Genomic DNA, 14,302 nt, shown 5'->3' with positions numbered 1-14,302 from the left:
GTTAAACCACCTTACGCGTAGCATGCGCAGCTTTTTAGTGCTCCAGAGCATGCAGGGCGGTCGTGGTTTGCCGGTCCAGCAGGCGAGTAACCAGCCCGGCTTCTTCCTCGATGGAGCGCTGGTAGTCCAGGGCCGTGAGTGAGGTAGGGGAAGCTTCCCAGCGAATCAGCTCACTCAGCGTATCCAACCGTGTCAGCGACTGATCAAGGTGGTGGTAGAGCTGCAGCCAGGTGGCGCTGGCGTGGGCGGGCTGCTGGCGGAGGGCCAGGCGCAGATCCAGCATCTTCATCACCACGGCGGCCAGCGCCTGCAAGCGGGCCTGCTCGCCCAGGGAAAGGGTGCGCGGTTGGCGGTCGATAATGCACAAGGCCCCAATGGCGTCGCCGGAGGCAGTGTGCAGCGGGTGGCCGGCGTAGAAGCGCAGATCCAGCGACTCGGCTACGGCGGGGTCGGTGAGATGACAAGGCCGGGCGCGCAGGTCCTCGTAGATGGTGGTTTCGTCCTGCAGAATGGCTACGGAGCAGATGCTCTGGTTGCGGGCTACCCGCTCGGCGTCGGCCAGCCCAAAGTTGGCCTTAAACCACACGCTGTTCTCTTCTACCAACGACACCAGCGCAATGGGCACTCCAAACAGCTTGGCCGTGAGGCGCACTACTTCGTCGAAGACGGCATCGGGAGCAGTGCCCAACAGTTGGTAGGGAGCCAGCGCCTGCAGGCGTTGCGGGTCGTTGGCCGGAATCAGCGAGGTTGGTACTGCCATAGGGCCAAAGGTACGGGCTGCAAGCGGGTTCAGCTGCGCCGTCGTGTCGGCCTTGCTGCCGACAGGCAGAGAAAACGAACTTTCTTAAGCTGTCAGGCTACGCCCCATCTGGCAGACCAAGTGAGCGGCAGGATTTACTTAGTGGCTGCACCAGCCCTTTTTTTAGCTTTCGCCTGCCAGCACAATACGCTTTGGGGCCATTTCCAGGGCGTAATCCTGTATCACCCGCCGCAAAATCTGCATATCGTGGGGGCAGTGCGCGGCAAATTCCTGCCAGTTGCTGAGCTCCAGCACCGGCGGCATCTCCACAATGGCCGTAGCCGAATCCCAGAAAGCGTCCCAGCTTACCCCGTACCACTCCGGGAAGCCCAGCGCTTCTTTGAAAAGCTGGTGCAAAGCAGCTTTGGTGCGGATACCGGTCAGGTCGAGGGTCATAGGCTAAGGCGGTTTCAGCTACAACAGGCAATGCGTGTAGAGGTTGTTCGGCCTTTAAATACCTGCTGAACACTCAGCAACGAAGTACCGACTGCCAGACATGCAACAGCCGCCGGGCAACCAGGGGCTGTGACTGCGCAAGCCGTTGGCATATAGGTTGGCTAGAGGTTCGTGGGCTTCGCTTTTTCGCGGCTTGTATATTTGAGAGGTTAGGTAAGTGGATAGGATAGAAAATAGTTTCGCGGGTTTGGTTTGCGGCAGTAACACACGCCCTCGTCTATTGGAGTTGCCCTTATTGCTCGGCCAGTTCCTTTACTTTGGCCAGGGCCTGGGGAAAGGCCTCGGCAAAGTAGGGTTGATGCTCTTCCGGAATATCCATCTCCACGAGCAGGGTAGTAGCGCCGTCGGATTCGGTGAGGGTGTAGTTTTCCAATGTCTCCGACCAGTCCTGGTGTTGAGCATCCCAGAGCTGCTCTCGGCCATCTTTTATTTCGCCCAGGTGCCTGAAGGACATGAACTCGTTGGGTATTTTTTTCTCAATCACGCTGTACATCCCGCCTTCTTCGCTGGCGGTGAAGACCACCTTGCTGCCTTCCTGCCAGTCGGTAATGGCGCGGGAACCGGGGCTAGACGGCTCGGTCCAGGCGCCGTAGGTGCTGTCGTCCCAGAGTACGCGCCAGACTTTTTCTTTAGGGGCCTCAATGGTGGTGGAAAAGCGGGTCTTTTTCATGGTAGCAGCGGTTTTTGACTGGGTGTAAACCGGGGCCGTCTGGCCTTCCGAACTGCTACAAAAATGCCACTAAAACCGCCCCGCTATGCGGTGCTACTCCGACAATAAGCGGGGCACTTGCGACAGTGGGGCTGCAAGCTCCACGTTAGGCGGGCACGAGGTACGGCTGCGCCTAAACTCGCGCCAGTTGAGAGCCAGCAAGGGTGAAATTAATAAACTATCAGATTTGCTCGGTTTTACCTCCAAGATCTTGTAGTATTTGCCTGATAGCGTTTATCAGTTTGTCTGGTCCAGAATGGAAGAATATAGGAGAGCGGATACTAATTTCCTGAAGTAAATCAGGGAAAGGCAATACATCAAGTATGTCCATTTCTGGTGCATCGCCAAGAAATTCCGGTGTCAACGGCGGGAAACGTTCGGCGTCCCAAGACAACCAAACGGGGTGGTTTTTATTGGATGGGTCCCTGACTTCAACGCTTTCGGCGGTTTCCTGATTTATAAGTAGTGGTTCTGGAAACTGTAGTTGTAGTCTGTGGATAACTTCTGATTGAGAAGGATTAGTTCTGAAATAAAAGTAGTAACCGAACATGCCCATGATACTTCGACCTATTAGTGTGGAGTGAAGGTGTTGTGCAATGATAAGAAATGCAAGTACTCACCCCGCCGTATCCTCTACCTCATCCCCATCGTCTACCATCACCCGGGCCAGTTTCTCGATGTTGAGGCTGCGAGCGGAGGCGTCGAAGATTTCACGGTAGGTGCCGCGTAGGTCGTAGAGTTGCTCGTGGGTGCCGCTTTCCACCATGCGGCCCTGTTTCATCACGTAGATGCAGTCGGAATCCACAATCTGGGCCAGGGAGTGGGAGATGATGACCACCGTGCGGCCCTGCTTGATGGCCTCCAGGGAATTCTTTATTTGCTCGGTGGCAATGGCATCGAGGGAGGCCGTGGGCTCGTCGAGGAAGATGATGGGCGGATTTTTTAGGAACAGGCGGGCAATGGCAATGCGCTGCTGCTGCCCGCCCGAGAGCTGCTGGGCGTCGCTCTGGTAGCCTTTGGGCAGCTCCATAATTTGCTCGTGCAGATACGCCTGCCGGGCGGCGGCTTTGATCTGGTCGAGCGTCGCGTCCATCACCCCGTAGCGGATGTTTTCCTCGATGGTGCCCTTGAAGATGTGGTTTTTCTGAAGCACCAGCCCAATCTGCTGGCGCAGGGCGTGGGTGTTGTAGTCGGCTAGAGGCCGGCCGTCGAGGAGCATCTTGCCGGAGTCGGGGGCGTAGAACTTGCAGAGCAGGTTGATGATGGTGCTCTTGCCGGCCCCACTCAGGCCCACCAGCGCGGTGGTTTTGCCGGCCTCAATGGTCAGGCACACGTCGTGCAGGGCCTGGGTACCGCTGGGGTAGGTGAAATCTACGTTGCAGATATCGAAGGTGCCGCGCAGGTGGTCGGGCAGGAGCGTGCCAGTGGGCTCTACCGCGTCGTGGGCGTCGAGGATGTCGAAGAAGCCCTCGGAGTAGGTGAGGGCGTCGTTCATCTCATCGTAGATGCGGTGCAGCTGCCGGATGGGCGCCGACACGTTGTTGAACAGCAGGATGTGGAACATGATGGCCCCTATGCTGATCTGCCGGTCGAGCACGAGGTAGGCCGTGAGGATGATGATGAGCACCACCCCAATCTGCTCGGTGAAGGTTTTGAGGCCGTCGTAGAGGAAGTTGGTTTTGCGGGTCTGAAGCTGGGCTTCCTGCAGGTTCTGCTGCACCTGGGCCTGCTTCTGCTCCTCGTAGTCTTCGCGCACAAAGCTCTTGATGACCACGGCCGAGTCGATCAGGTTTACGAGGCCCTGGCTGCGGGCTTCGCGTAGGCCGCGCAGGGCCCGGCGGGTACCGTTGAGCTTGTCGGCCTGCCGGTAGCTAAGCCAGAAGTACACCGGCAGCACGGCTACGGCAACCAGCCCCACATACACGTTGGCCATGAACATAATCACCAGGGCCACGATGGAATTGGCGAACAGCGGCAGAATGTCGATAAAGAAGTTCTGCACCAGCTTCATCAAACTTTCCACGCCCCGGTCGATGCGGGTCTGGAGCTTGCCGGTTTGGTTGCCGCTGTCGGAGTAGAAGCCCAGCTCGTAGCTGAGCACCTTGTGCACCGCGTCGCGCACCAGGGTGCTGGACACGTTGATGCGGATTTTCTCCCCGTAGAACTTCTGCCCGAACTGGATACCGGTGTTGATGATTTCCTTGCCCAGCAGCAGGGCGGTTACAATTAGGAGTAAATCGGCACCCTGAGCCAGCCCCTTGTTCTGGTTGAGCAGGCCCTGCACCGTATCCACAGTGTAGCGCAGCACAAACGGATTCACCTGCGCCGCCAACGAGCCCACCAGCGTGAGCAGCAGCGTGGCCAGCACAAGGGCTCGGTACGGCAGCACGTACGGGTACAGGCGCTTGATAATTTCCCAGAGACTCATGCAGCAGCGGCTAAGTAAGAACTAGGCGGTTAGACGAGCGGGGCGGGGGCGGGGTTATGCAGTGCGGGGAAGCTAAAAGAAGCTTATAATTTTAGGCTTGTAATAGTTTAGGATAATGTTATTGATATAAATGGATTTTGGCTGGCCGTTGCTGCCAGTGGCGTAGATAGTAAAAGTGCCATTGAGTGCCTGTTTCTGTTTGCCTAGGCGTATGCTGGGTTTCGTTGTGCATTGAGCCCGATAAATACCAGGCGAATATGAACGGATACTAAGCTCACCATTTTTGATAGGTAATACTCCTTCGTTAATTGTTCGATTATCCGATGCAATAATTTTATAGCGTATTGAGTCGAGTTTATGATACTCATTTTTTGTCTCCGTGTGAAAGTCGATGTCAAGCAAATAATCAGGAGAGGAGTTGACTTCTGTCGCAATAATTGGTGTTGGAACCCAGATAACTTCTTTGAGTAGGTTTATTTCAATAAAACTCACGTAAGGTGTAGAAGTAGTATCTGGATTCGACTTGCGCCACATCCAAGATTTTCGCTTGCTGATGGCCACGCAGTCAGTCAGCAATAAGCAAGAAATAGCGAGTGTAATAATAGTTTGGGTTTTCATATGTTTCAAATATGCGCTTCTCTCTGTAGAATCATAAAAAGTCTGATGCTGTAAAAATCGGGCGTTATGTACCAATCAAGAGTAGCTAATTCCTGCTGGGCTTCGGGATACACTTCATTATCAACCAGAAATTCGATATTTGAAATCTGTTTATTTGAGCAGGAGATGAAAAAACGGAACCAGTGATAATCTTCCTTGAGAGACAGTGACTGAATAATACTCTCTATTCGAACATACAGATTTTCAGGAATTGGTACACTCTTGCCGACAGTTGATTTGATGCCATAATTTCCACTGTACACTTTCCACCTTTGCGTACCGATTTGCCACCGCTCTATACTGATTTGTTCATCCTCATCCTTATCCTGAAGAGCATTAATGAGTACGTGTAGGCTGTTGTGAGCAAAATTCCGCAGGTTATTTTGTGTTGCAGCTTCGAGAGTCTCTCCAATGTCGCCGAAGCATTCTATGATGGTGCGGTTTCCGAGGGTAATCTGGACGTCAAGCCGGGAAGTAGCACCATTCGGATGCTGTTGCTGGGTGACTCGGCTCTGGATAAGTGCGGGTTGCTTAGTCATCAGCAACGCTTTGTTTTCCAAGGGAATAACCCGTATGTCGTGCTGGACAAAGAGATTCTGCAGTTGAAAATTGATTTCGGCCATAGATATTACAAATGAGTATCAGCAGGCGCTACTCCACCACCGCATAGTGGTTCATTTCCTGGATACTCTGGTAAAACGGCTTCACCAATTGAAAAAACGCCCCAAACTCCGCGCTTTTGCGGAAACCCTGGAGGTGGCGCTCTACCGAAGTCCACTCGATGCGCCAGATGAACAATTCTGGGTCTTCCTCGCAATGGGCGAGCTGGTAGATCAGGCAGTCGGGTGCGGCGGCCAGGAGCTGGTTGGCCTGGCGGATGGCTTCCACGAAAGCAGGCTGCTGCTCAGTGCTGATGCGGTAGCGGATGTATTCGATGGCCATGGCGGTAGCGAATAGGGTAGAGGGAAGGTAGGCTTTTGCGCTGGTTTTAGCTCTGCCCTGCGGCGGTAAAATGCGCAAGGCTGCAACTCAGGCGTTACTTTCGGGTTCTTGCAGCACCTCTTAACCAGCTTCTCTTATGACTCTACTCCGACTCTGCACGCTGGCCGGCTCACTTGCCCTCACGGCGCCCGCCCTCGCCCAGCAAGGCACCAAAGCCGACGCCGCTACACTCGCCAAAATCAAAGACGAAGGCCTGAACCGCTCCAAGGTGATGGAAACGGCCTTTTATCTGACCGATGTGTGCGGCCCGCGCCTGGCCGGCTCCGAGGGCCTGGCCCGCGCCAACGAGTGGACCAAAAAGCAGCTCACCGACTGGGGCCTCACCAAAGCCAACATCGAGCCCTGGGGCACGTTTGGCCGCGGCTGGGACATCGATAAGTCGTACGTAGCCATGACGGTGCCCTACTACCACACCCTTATTGGCGCGCCCAAAGCCTGGACGCCCGGCACCAATGGCCTGCTGAAAAAGTCGGTGGTGGTGGTGAAGGCCACGACGGAAGCCGAGCTTGACCAGTACAAAGGCCAGCTGCGCGACAAAATCGTGCTGCTGAGCGTAGCCAACGCGCCCAAGCCCTCCTTCGAGCCCGATGCCCGCCGCCACTCCGACGAAGAGCTGAAGAAGATGGCCGACTTCAAGCCCGAAGCCCCCACCACGCCGCGCCCGGTGGATGCCGAGGCGGAAAAACGAATGGCCGACCGCAAAGCCCTGATGGCGGTGCGCACCAAGCTGGCTGATATGCTGGTGAGCGAAGGCGCGGCTGCCGTGCTGAGCTCCCGCGGCGGCTCCGATGGTACGTTCTTCACCAGCAATGGCGCGCCCTACGCCGCCGATGCCAAGCCTGTGCTGCCCGAGCTGGAAATGGCCCCCGAAGACCAGCTGCGCCTGATTCGGCTGGCCGAAGCCGGTATTCCGGTGCAGCTGGAGCTGGAAACCCGCACCCGCTTTCAAACCCAGGATTTGAAGGGCTACAACGTAGTAGCCGAAATCCCCGGCACCGACAAAAAGCTGAAAAGCGAAGTGGTGATGCTGGGCGGCCACCTCGACTCCTGGCACGCCGCCACCGGCGCCACCGATAACGCCGCCGGCTGCGCCATTATGATGGAGGCCGTACGTATTTTGAAGGCTACCGGCGTGCAGCCCCGCCGTACCATCCGCATTGCCTTGTGGGGTGAGGAGGAGCAGGGCCTGCACGGGTCCCGGGGCTACGTGAAAAACCACTTCGCCGACCCAGCTACCATGCAGCTGCTGCCCGAGCATGAGAAGCTGGCTGCCTACTTCAACCTCGACAACGGTGCCGGCAAAATCCGCGGCATCTACGCCCAGGGCAACGAAGCAGTGGCTCCCATTTTCCAGGACTGGCTCAAGCCCTTCGCCGACATGGGCGCTACCACCGTCACGCTGCGCAACACCGGCGGCACCGACCACCTCTCTTTTGATGCCGTGGGCCTGCCCGGTTTCCAGTTCATCCAGGACCCGCTGGACTACGGCACCCGCACCCACCACACCAACATGGACACCTACGAGCGGCTCCCCGCCGACGACCTCAAACAGGCTTCGGTAGTGGTGGCCTCCTTCGTGTACCAGGCTGCCATGCGCGACGCCAAGCTGCCCCGCAAGCCCCTACCCGCCGCTAAGCCGGAAGGACGGATGTAGTCCAACCAAAAAGCAAAACAGGTGCAATGCCCCATTGGGTGCTATTACAGCGCCCAGTGGGGCATTGTTGTTGGCTAGGAGTTGAGCGGTACGTGGGCCGATTCAGGCAATCAGCTGGTTTTAGCCCGCCACTGCTTTATTAAGTGCGTTCGGGCTTCACAGGCTGCGGGGGTGAGCATAGACGGCTCTAAACATTTTCCTTGTTCAAATCTCCGAATGGTCTTCTCAGCTTCTTCATCTGTTTCAGCCGGGAAAGAGAGGAACGATGGGTGCCAGCCTGTTTGCTGCTGACACCATTGCATATCAACCGGGCTGAAATCGGACACTTTTGCTGCTGCCGCTGGGAAGGAGAGCTGACTAAGAACGTGCTGAGTGAAGGTATTCGGTAAACGAACCTGATGACAGCTTACGTAGTGCGCCAATCCTTCCGGCCAGCAATAGGTGCCATCTGTATAGTCCGCAGCACCCATTTCGGGGTTGGAAATGCCACAGCGGAAACGGCACCAGCTGTAGCCCATCCAGTAATTCAAAGGCTGCCCTTGTTGCAGATAATGGAGTACCCGTTGCCGTTCGGATTGTGACCAATCTGCATCGATAAAACAAGCTGGGTCAGGCAACTCTGGCTCCAGCAGGCTGCGCCAGAAGCCAATACCGATTAGTGGTTTCATTGTACAGTAGTTTACCCCAACTGTTTCTTGAACAGCCGCAGCGTCCGTTCCCAGGCCAGCTTGGCGGCTTCGGCATTGTAGCGGGCGGGGGAGGAGTCGTTGTTGAACGCGTGGTTTACGCCCTCATACACGAACTGCTCGAATGGTACGCCGGCTGCCTTTAGGGCAGCTTCGTAGGCGTCCTTGCCGGCATTCACCCGCTCATCGAGGGCGGCGTAGTGCAGCATGAGGTGGGCCTTGATGTGGGTGAGGTCGGCTGTGGCTTCGGGCTGAGTACCGTAGTACGCCACGGCGGCGTTTAGCTGCGGATCGTGGAGGGCTAGCTGGTTGGCCATGGCCCCGCCCCAGCAGAAGCCCACGCAACCGGTGCGGCCGTTGCTTTCCGGGCGGGCGCGCAGGTAGCGCAGGGCGGCGAGGTAGTTGTTCAGGTTCTGGGGCTTATCCAGTTTGCCGATGAGCGTGCGGCCTTCGTCTTCGTTGGCAGGTGTACCCCCGAATACCGACAGCGCATCCACGCCAAGGGCCAGGTAACCGGCCTGGGCTACGCGCTGAGTGACGTCTTTGATGTGGGGCGTGAGGCCCCGGTTTTCGTGAATGACCACCACGGCCCCGCGCTTTTTCTTGTCCTTGGGGTGTACCAGCAGGCCTTTCATCGTCACGCCGGCCTCGCCGGGCCAGGTTACCTCTTCCGCAACCAGCTTACTTTTCTCGGTACCGCCGGGAGTAGCGGCCTGGGCGTAGCCGGGCTCCAGGGCTGCCAGGGCCGCGGCAGCCAGCGCCGTGCCGCCAGTCAGTTTCACCAGGCGGTCCAGAAAATCCTTGCGACTAAGCGGGGCGTGAGTGTATTCGTCGAAAAGGTTGATGATGCGCTGATCCATGCGGCGGGAAGGGGAAGTGGTGGAGAAAGATAGAGAAACCCGCCCGAAGCTGCACCGGCGCATTAGGCACTCACGCCCCGGTTTCCGGCACTCGCACGATTTTTCCGGCACTCCCGCGAAAGTACCTGCTTTCAGAGCCGCGAAGGACAAGCTTTGGGACATCATTCACCCTAAACCTTCTTCCTCATGGATACGCAGAAACTCGCCCGTGACGTAAAATTCCTCAAAGCTTATGCCTTGGGCGCTACGTTGGTGCCGGCCGTGGCCCTGCTATGCGCTTTCGGTAAGCCCGATAAGCCCGTGCGCTTCGGCGAAATATCGGTGGAGCGCCTGAACCTGGTAGAGCGCGACGGGACCGTGAAGATGATCATGAGCAACAAGGAGCGGTTTCCGCAGGGCGTCACCATCGACGGCAAGCACATCGACTATAAGCGGCCTCACCCCGGCATGCTGTTCTATAACGACAAAGGCGAAGAGTGCGGTGGCCTGATTTTCGGGGGCGAAAAGGGGCCGGATGGCAAGCCTTCCGCCGGCGGGCACTTTTCCCTCGACCGGTTCGGTCAGGATCAGGTTATTGCCCTCAACTACCAGGAGCAAGGGGGAGGCTACAAGGCCGGCCTCACCTTCAACGACGCCCCCGAGGAGTCGGTGGCCGTGCTGAACGAGAAGTACAAGAATGCTACGCCCGAGGAAAAGCAGAAGGCCCAGAAGGAAGGCAAGCTGGGCCTAATGACGCGCATGTACGTGGGCACCACGGCCGGCCGCTCCTCGGCCGTGATTATGGCCGACCAGCGCGGGGCCACCCGCATGATGATGGTGGCCAACACCGACCAGTCTACGCTCGATTTCAAGGATAACCAGGGCCGTACCCGCCTTACCATTGGCGTTGATAAAAACAACCAGCCCGTGCTACGCTTCCTCGACGAAACCGGCAAGGAAGTGAAACCGGCCGGTCAATTCTGAGCTGCGCGCCGCAAACGTTAAGCCATATAAAATGCCCGTCGCAAAGTAGTTGGTCATTCCGGGCGCTGCGCTAGATGACCAACTACTTCTATAGCTTGCAATCCAAACCCTGCTTTCATGCGCAAAAAGCCCTGGTTTTACTTGTTCATGTTCGCGCTGGCCTTGCTGCTGGCCCTGTACACGCGCCTGATCATGGCTGTGACCGTGGAGGAGTTCTACCTGTTCCCGGATGCGCCGTTCTGGACGTTTCTGCAGGCTTTGCTGATTGTCTGGCTGCTGGATAAACTGCATGCCCGGGGTGTGCGCCGCGGGCAGGCTTCGGGGCAGGCCCGCTACTTCTTCGAATTGCTTTGGCGCGGGGCGCTGCTGTTCGTGGGCGGTATGCAGCTGCTTACGGCGGTGCTGGAGCTAACCCACATCGGGCACGACAATTACGCCGGCTGGTACCCGATGGTGCGCATTCTTGCGTCGGAGGTGTTTTTGTACCTGCTGGTGGGCAGCGTGTACCTGCCGTTTCTGTACCAGCAGCACGCCGCCCAGGTGCGGATAGAGGTGGAGCGCCTGGAAAAGGAAGCCACCCAGGCGCGCCTGCGGGCCCTGCAGCAGCACGTCGACCCGCACTTTCTGTTCAACAACCTCAACATTCTGGCTGCCCTCATCGAGCCAGCTAACACTACCGCCCACGACTATGTGACCCATCTGGCCAGCCTCTACCGCTACCTGGTGCGCACCCGCCAGCACGATGCCGTGCCGGTAGCCGAGGAGCTGGCTTTCCTGCGCGACTACCAGTTTCTGTTGCAGCGGCGCTTTGGGGCCGCCTACGTGTTCGAGGAGGATGTACAGGTACCTGATGATGAGCTGCAGCTGCTGCTGATTCCGCCTGGCGTAGGGCAGGAGCTACTCACCAATGCGCTTAAGCATAACCTGGGCAGCCGCGCCCGGCCTTTGCGGGTGCGGCTCACTCTCACCGTTACCAGTTTGCAAGTCAGCCATGCCCGCCAGCCCCGCCCGGTGCCGTCCCCGGGCGAGGGCAGCGGGCTAGCGGGTCTGCGCGCCCGTTTGGCCCTGCTCCACGATACGCCCGTGCGCATCGACGACACGCCCGAGCAGTTCAGCGTAACGCTGCCCCTGGTGCGCCGGGCCCCAGTCCCAGCGTAAAATAGATTTAACCTCGTTTTCTGCGCTTTTTATACAGTTCCGCTACTCAATCCGCGTAGCATCTCACTACTCACTACTCACTACTCACTACTTATGCTCCGTTTGCTGTTGATTGAAGATGAGGAGCCAGCTCTCGACCAGCTCCGCCGCTTTGCCTTGCAGTATGCCCCTACAGCTACCATTGTGAGCGAGTGTCAGCAGGTAAGTGAAGCCGCAGCATTCTTACGTCAGCACCCGGCCCCCGACCTGATTTTGTCGGATATTGAGCTGCTGGACGGCAACGTGTTTCAGCTGTTCGGGCAGGTGGCCGTCAGCAGCCCCATCATTTTCGTCACGGCCTACGACTCGTTTCTGGTGCAGGCCTTCGAGCAGAATGGCATTGCCTACGTGCTCAAACCGGTGCAGTACGCCCAGTTTGCGGCGGCTATGCAGAAGTTTGAGCGGCTGCGGCAGTCGTTTCAGGGGGCGGCCCTGCAACAGCTGGCTGCCTCGCTAAGTAGCACCGTGCCCGCACCAACCTACAAGCAGCGGCTGGTGAGCAAAACCCGCCAGGGCCTCTACCTGCTCGATGTGGACGATCTGCCTTACTTTCAGCTGCGAAACGGCGTCGCGCACGCTATTGATGGGCAGGGCCGGGCCTTTGTGCTCAATGAAACCCTGAGCCAGCTCGAAGCCCAGCTCGACCCGGCCCGCTTTTTCCGCCTCAACCGTACCGAAATCGTTCAGTTGAGTGCCATCGAGCGGCTGGAGTCTTACTTCAACGATACGTTGGTGGTGCACCTGCGTGGGCAGCCCGTGAGCCTCACCGCCAGCACCCACCGCACGCCCGAGCTACGCCGTTGGCTGGGCATGAAATAATGACTGTTGAGAAAGCAGTGAAGCCTGTCACTTCCCTTGAAGAAAGGAAATAACAGGCTTCGCAAGGTGCCAGTGCTGCCTAGCCTATTCTTCCCGGTTCACGGTAGCCGGACTGAACGCCGGAACGCACACCGACCAATATTCGCACTCGGCATCGAAGGGGTTGGAGTAACGTACCCGGGCCCCGGCCTTAATCAGCAGCGACTCTCCAGCACCCAGCTCCACCACGTCGCCGTCGATTTCAAACCGCTTGCGGCCGCGCACCACAATGGTTACCTCGTCAAACTCGGGGCGCTGGTGCGGCTCGCTCCACTGGGGCGGGGCCACCATGTGCGCTACGCTGTACTGACCGGTGCCGGTGCTGGCCAGCCCAATGTGCTCTTCAATGAGCTTGCCATCGGTAGTGGGCACCACGAAGGGCTGTTGTTGGCGGAAATAGCGTTTCTCAGACATCAGGCAGCAAAAGTTAGTTGGTGGTAGCGGGCGGGCATTCGCCTTTGGTAAAGCTCGTTACGCCGGCATTGGAAGCCTGGCACGCATTGCCGTACGTTTTGCCGTCGCAGCCGCATACCGGGTCGTACTGCATGGTGCACATGCCGTCTTTTTTGATTTTCGACGCGTCGATGCACTCTTTGACTGCGGTAGCAGGCTGCTCAGTGGATTGGCAGCCACCAGCCAGAGCCGTTAGCAGCAGGGGGAAGGCAAGCAGAAATTTCATGACCCTGGGGTAAGGTGAAGGATATGCCAAACATACGGAAGCCCATCCACAAGAGTCGCCCACATGGAAGTATTCGGCAGAAGCTATTTTTTTGTCTTCTCTTAAAACCCCTTGCCAGAGCCTGCGTATAGGCATAACATCAGGTCAGGCCTCGCTCCCTTGTACTGGCGCGGCTGATCTGTGGGAGGCGTTGCCTTTCCAAGTACCTCAACCATTCACATTCATTCTCTCCCTACTCATGTCGTATCACGAAGAAGACAACTCCGGTAAAATTCTCCTCGCTGCTCTGGCTGGTGCCGGCGCCGGTATCATTGCTGGTATGCTGATGGCACCCGATAACGGCAAAGCCACCCGCGAAAAGCTGGGCTCGGCTGCTACCAAGTACAGCGGCCAGCTGGGCGAGCAGCTTTCCAAGTACGGCGAAGAGCTGGACACCAAATTCAAAGGCTACGTAGAAAAGCTGGAAGAGTTGGGCGTTACCATCCCCGGTAGCAGCCTGAAGCTGAAAGGCGACTGGAACGAAGCAAAAGGCAAGCTGCGTCAGCAGTACGCCCAGCTCACGGACGAAGATCTGGAATACGCCGAAGGTCAGGAAGAAGACCTCGTAGGCCGCCTGCAGCAGAAGCTGGGCAAAGGCAAGCGCGAAATCACTAAGCTCCTGAACGAGCTGTAAGCCACTGCAAAGTCAGCTTAGTCATAGAAAAAGCCCTTTCTCTTTCCGAGGAAGGGCTTTTTTTCAACTCTTTTGCCTGTTCCGCGTTATTTGTCTTCCACACGGACAACTCACCTTTTACTTTCCCTACCATGAAAAACGACAACGGTAAAATCATTCTCTCCCTGCTGGCCGGCGCTACGGCTGGTGTTGTAGCTGGCCTGCTGCTGGCGCCCGAAACCGGTGAAGAAACCCGCGCCGGCCTGCGCGACTCGGCCAGCCGCTTTTCCGACGACCTGAACAAGCTGTTCAAAGAAGGCCTTAGCCGCCTCAACGACCTGAAAACCGGCGGGGTATCGGCCGATACCAACCCCGACCGTTCCGCCGCCGATTCTCTGCTCAATGATCTGGGTTCTTCAACTTCGCCTGCCACGACCACTGAGGCGGGCACCGACGGCCGGCCGGAATCAGTTTAATAAAATTCGGGCTTCTGGTAACCTCTTTCGAACTGCCCCGTTAAAATCATCATCAAGAGCTTGAAAGAAAATTGCTGAAAGGCTAAAGCAAAATTGCCGACAGTAGGAGTTTCTAGCGGGATTGGTTTAATAGCCCCCTAGCAAAATCAGACTTGTCCATCGCACATTTCTTTGGTTGGATAAGCAATTGGAAGGGTAAGTAGCTTGATAAAAAAAAGCCTCCTGC

Annotated in this window: 18 protein-coding genes; 6 read left to right on the top strand and 12 right to left on the bottom strand. The window is 57.2% G+C overall.

The genetic code is table 11. The annotated features are described in order from the left end of the window. Positions 1–34: 34 nt before the first annotated feature. From I5L79_RS01725 to I5L79_RS01690, 8 genes are all read right to left on the bottom strand, one after another. Entirely contained in the window at positions 35–760 is a 726-nt protein-coding gene (locus tag I5L79_RS01725) for a GAF domain-containing protein (protein ID WP_196953284.1), read from the bottom strand. Positions 761–922: 162 nt separating this feature from the next. Beyond that, positions 923–1,195 (bottom strand): barstar family protein, encoded by a 273-nt coding sequence (locus I5L79_RS01720; RefSeq protein ID WP_196953283.1) that lies wholly within the window; start codon positions 1,193–1,195, stop codon positions 923–925. A gap of 292 nt (positions 1,196–1,487) precedes the next feature. Further along, positions 1,488–1,925, bottom strand: coding sequence for an SRPBCC domain-containing protein (locus tag I5L79_RS01715; RefSeq protein WP_196953282.1), 438 nt, complete (start codon positions 1,923–1,925; stop codon positions 1,488–1,490). Between the two features lie 220 nt (positions 1,926–2,145). Then, entirely contained in the window at positions 2,146–2,520 is a 375-nt protein-coding gene (locus tag I5L79_RS01710; RefSeq protein ID WP_231402675.1) for a hypothetical protein, read from the bottom strand. 60 nt (positions 2,521–2,580) lie between these two features. Next, positions 2,581–4,392 (bottom strand): ABC transporter ATP-binding protein, encoded by a 1,812-nt coding sequence (locus I5L79_RS01705; RefSeq protein WP_196953280.1) that lies wholly within the window; start codon positions 4,390–4,392, stop codon positions 2,581–2,583. Between the two features lie 72 nt (positions 4,393–4,464). Further along, positions 4,465–5,010 (bottom strand): hypothetical protein, encoded by a 546-nt coding sequence (locus I5L79_RS01700; RefSeq protein WP_196953279.1) that lies wholly within the window; start codon positions 5,008–5,010, stop codon positions 4,465–4,467. Positions 5,011–5,015: 5 nt separating this feature from the next. Further along, complete coding sequence (locus tag I5L79_RS01695) at positions 5,016–5,672, bottom strand: DUF6348 family protein (RefSeq protein WP_196953278.1); 657 nt, start codon at positions 5,670–5,672, stop codon at positions 5,016–5,018. A gap of 28 nt (positions 5,673–5,700) precedes the next feature. Next, positions 5,701–5,991 (bottom strand): putative quinol monooxygenase, encoded by a 291-nt coding sequence (locus I5L79_RS01690; protein WP_196953277.1) that lies wholly within the window; start codon positions 5,989–5,991, stop codon positions 5,701–5,703. A gap of 136 nt (positions 5,992–6,127) precedes the next feature. Here I5L79_RS01690 and I5L79_RS01685 point away from each other — a divergent pair, with 136 nt between their 5' ends. Then, entirely contained in the window at positions 6,128–7,705 is a 1,578-nt protein-coding gene (locus tag I5L79_RS01685) for a M28 family metallopeptidase (protein WP_196953276.1), read from the top strand. Between the two features lie 110 nt (positions 7,706–7,815). Here the strand turns inward: I5L79_RS01685 and I5L79_RS01680 are convergent, their stop codons facing one another. Together I5L79_RS01680 and I5L79_RS01675 are read right to left on the bottom strand one after the other, a co-directional pair. Next, a complete protein-coding gene (locus I5L79_RS01680) occupies positions 7,816–8,373 on the bottom strand; it encodes a hypothetical protein (RefSeq protein WP_196953275.1) in 558 nt (185 codons plus the stop codon). An 11-nt stretch (positions 8,374–8,384) separates the two neighbouring features. Beyond that, complete coding sequence (locus I5L79_RS01675; RefSeq protein ID WP_196953274.1) at positions 8,385–9,251, bottom strand: dienelactone hydrolase family protein; 867 nt, start codon at positions 9,249–9,251, stop codon at positions 8,385–8,387. A gap of 186 nt (positions 9,252–9,437) precedes the next feature. Here I5L79_RS01675 and I5L79_RS01670 point away from each other — a divergent pair, with 186 nt between their 5' ends. The 3 genes from I5L79_RS01670 (at position 9,438) to I5L79_RS01660 (ending at position 12,230) form a co-directional block, all read left to right on the top strand. Continuing rightward, positions 9,438–10,214 carry a hypothetical protein gene (locus tag I5L79_RS01670; RefSeq protein WP_196953273.1) on the top strand — a complete coding sequence of 259 codons (777 nt, stop codon included), beginning with the start codon at positions 9,438–9,440 and terminating at the stop codon, positions 10,212–10,214. A gap of 117 nt (positions 10,215–10,331) precedes the next feature. Beyond that, positions 10,332–11,372 carry a sensor histidine kinase gene (locus tag I5L79_RS01665; RefSeq protein WP_196953272.1) on the top strand — a complete coding sequence of 347 codons (1,041 nt, stop codon included), beginning with the start codon at positions 10,332–10,334 and terminating at the stop codon, positions 11,370–11,372. Positions 11,373–11,465: 93 nt separating this feature from the next. Then, positions 11,466–12,230: a LytR/AlgR family response regulator transcription factor gene (locus tag I5L79_RS01660; RefSeq protein WP_196953271.1), complete on the top strand. Its 765-nt coding sequence runs from the start codon at positions 11,466–11,468 to the stop codon at positions 12,228–12,230. An 84-nt stretch (positions 12,231–12,314) separates the two neighbouring features. Here I5L79_RS01660 and I5L79_RS01655 read toward each other — a convergent pair whose 3' ends face one another. Together I5L79_RS01655 and I5L79_RS01650 are read right to left on the bottom strand one after the other, a co-directional pair. Further along, entirely contained in the window at positions 12,315–12,683 is a 369-nt protein-coding gene (locus I5L79_RS01655; protein ID WP_196953270.1) for a cupin domain-containing protein, read from the bottom strand. A gap of 13 nt (positions 12,684–12,696) precedes the next feature. After that, on the bottom strand, positions 12,697–12,948 hold the full coding sequence (locus I5L79_RS01650) for a Kazal-type serine protease inhibitor family protein (protein ID WP_196953269.1): 252 nt from the start codon (positions 12,946–12,948) through the stop codon (positions 12,697–12,699). Between the two features lie 238 nt (positions 12,949–13,186). On the opposite strand from I5L79_RS01650, the gene I5L79_RS23575 reads away from it, so the two are divergent. Together I5L79_RS23575 and I5L79_RS01640 are read left to right on the top strand one after the other, a co-directional pair. Further along, positions 13,187–13,621 carry a YtxH domain-containing protein gene (locus I5L79_RS23575; RefSeq protein ID WP_196953268.1) on the top strand — a complete coding sequence of 145 codons (435 nt, stop codon included), beginning with the start codon at positions 13,187–13,189 and terminating at the stop codon, positions 13,619–13,621. A gap of 131 nt (positions 13,622–13,752) precedes the next feature. Further along, positions 13,753–14,076, top strand: coding sequence for a YtxH domain-containing protein (locus I5L79_RS01640; RefSeq protein ID WP_196953267.1), 324 nt, complete (start codon positions 13,753–13,755; stop codon positions 14,074–14,076). Positions 14,077–14,302: the final 226 nt, after the last annotated feature.

The sequence above is a fragment of the Hymenobacter guriensis genome (genome assembly GCF_015773195.1).
Taxonomy (GTDB): Bacteria; Bacteroidota; Bacteroidia; order Cytophagales; family Hymenobacteraceae; genus Hymenobacter; species Hymenobacter guriensis.
Note: the sequence above shows the minus strand (reverse complement) of the source record. Positions and strands in the feature narration are given on the sequence as shown.

Excerpts from the sequence above, each read along its gene's own strand:
- I5L79_RS01725 (WP_196953284.1), bottom strand. The coding sequence starts at position 760 with ATGGCAGTACCAACCTCGCTGATTCCGGCCAACGACCCGCAACGCCTG.
- I5L79_RS01720 (WP_196953283.1), bottom strand. The coding sequence starts at position 1,195 with ATGACCCTCGACCTGACCGGTATCCGCACCAAAGCTGCTTTGCACCAG.
- I5L79_RS01715 (WP_196953282.1), bottom strand. The coding sequence starts at position 1,925 with ATGAAAAAGACCCGCTTTTCCACCACCATTGAGGCCCCTAAAGAAAAA.
- I5L79_RS01710 (WP_231402675.1), bottom strand. The coding sequence starts at position 2,520 with ATGGGCATGTTCGGTTACTACTTTTATTTCAGAACTAATCCTTCTCAA.
- I5L79_RS01705 (WP_196953280.1), bottom strand. The coding sequence starts at position 4,392 with ATGAGTCTCTGGGAAATTATCAAGCGCCTGTACCCGTACGTGCTGCCG.
- I5L79_RS01700 (WP_196953279.1), bottom strand. The coding sequence starts at position 5,010 with ATGAAAACCCAAACTATTATTACACTCGCTATTTCTTGCTTATTGCTG.
- I5L79_RS01695 (WP_196953278.1), bottom strand. The coding sequence starts at position 5,672 with ATGGCCGAAATCAATTTTCAACTGCAGAATCTCTTTGTCCAGCACGAC.
- I5L79_RS01690 (WP_196953277.1), bottom strand. The coding sequence starts at position 5,991 with ATGGCCATCGAATACATCCGCTACCGCATCAGCACTGAGCAGCAGCCT.
- I5L79_RS01685 (WP_196953276.1), top strand. The coding sequence starts at position 6,128 with ATGACTCTACTCCGACTCTGCACGCTGGCCGGCTCACTTGCCCTCACG.
- I5L79_RS01680 (WP_196953275.1), bottom strand. The coding sequence starts at position 8,373 with ATGAAACCACTAATCGGTATTGGCTTCTGGCGCAGCCTGCTGGAGCCA.
- I5L79_RS01675 (WP_196953274.1), bottom strand. The coding sequence starts at position 9,251 with ATGGATCAGCGCATCATCAACCTTTTCGACGAATACACTCACGCCCCG.
- I5L79_RS01670 (WP_196953273.1), top strand. The coding sequence starts at position 9,438 with ATGGATACGCAGAAACTCGCCCGTGACGTAAAATTCCTCAAAGCTTAT.
- I5L79_RS01665 (WP_196953272.1), top strand. The coding sequence starts at position 10,332 with ATGCGCAAAAAGCCCTGGTTTTACTTGTTCATGTTCGCGCTGGCCTTG.
- I5L79_RS01660 (WP_196953271.1), top strand. The coding sequence starts at position 11,466 with ATGCTCCGTTTGCTGTTGATTGAAGATGAGGAGCCAGCTCTCGACCAG.
- I5L79_RS01655 (WP_196953270.1), bottom strand. The coding sequence starts at position 12,683 with ATGTCTGAGAAACGCTATTTCCGCCAACAACAGCCCTTCGTGGTGCCC.
- I5L79_RS01650 (WP_196953269.1), bottom strand. The coding sequence starts at position 12,948 with ATGAAATTTCTGCTTGCCTTCCCCCTGCTGCTAACGGCTCTGGCTGGT.
- I5L79_RS23575 (WP_196953268.1), top strand. The coding sequence starts at position 13,187 with ATGTCGTATCACGAAGAAGACAACTCCGGTAAAATTCTCCTCGCTGCT.
- I5L79_RS01640 (WP_196953267.1), top strand. The coding sequence starts at position 13,753 with ATGAAAAACGACAACGGTAAAATCATTCTCTCCCTGCTGGCCGGCGCT.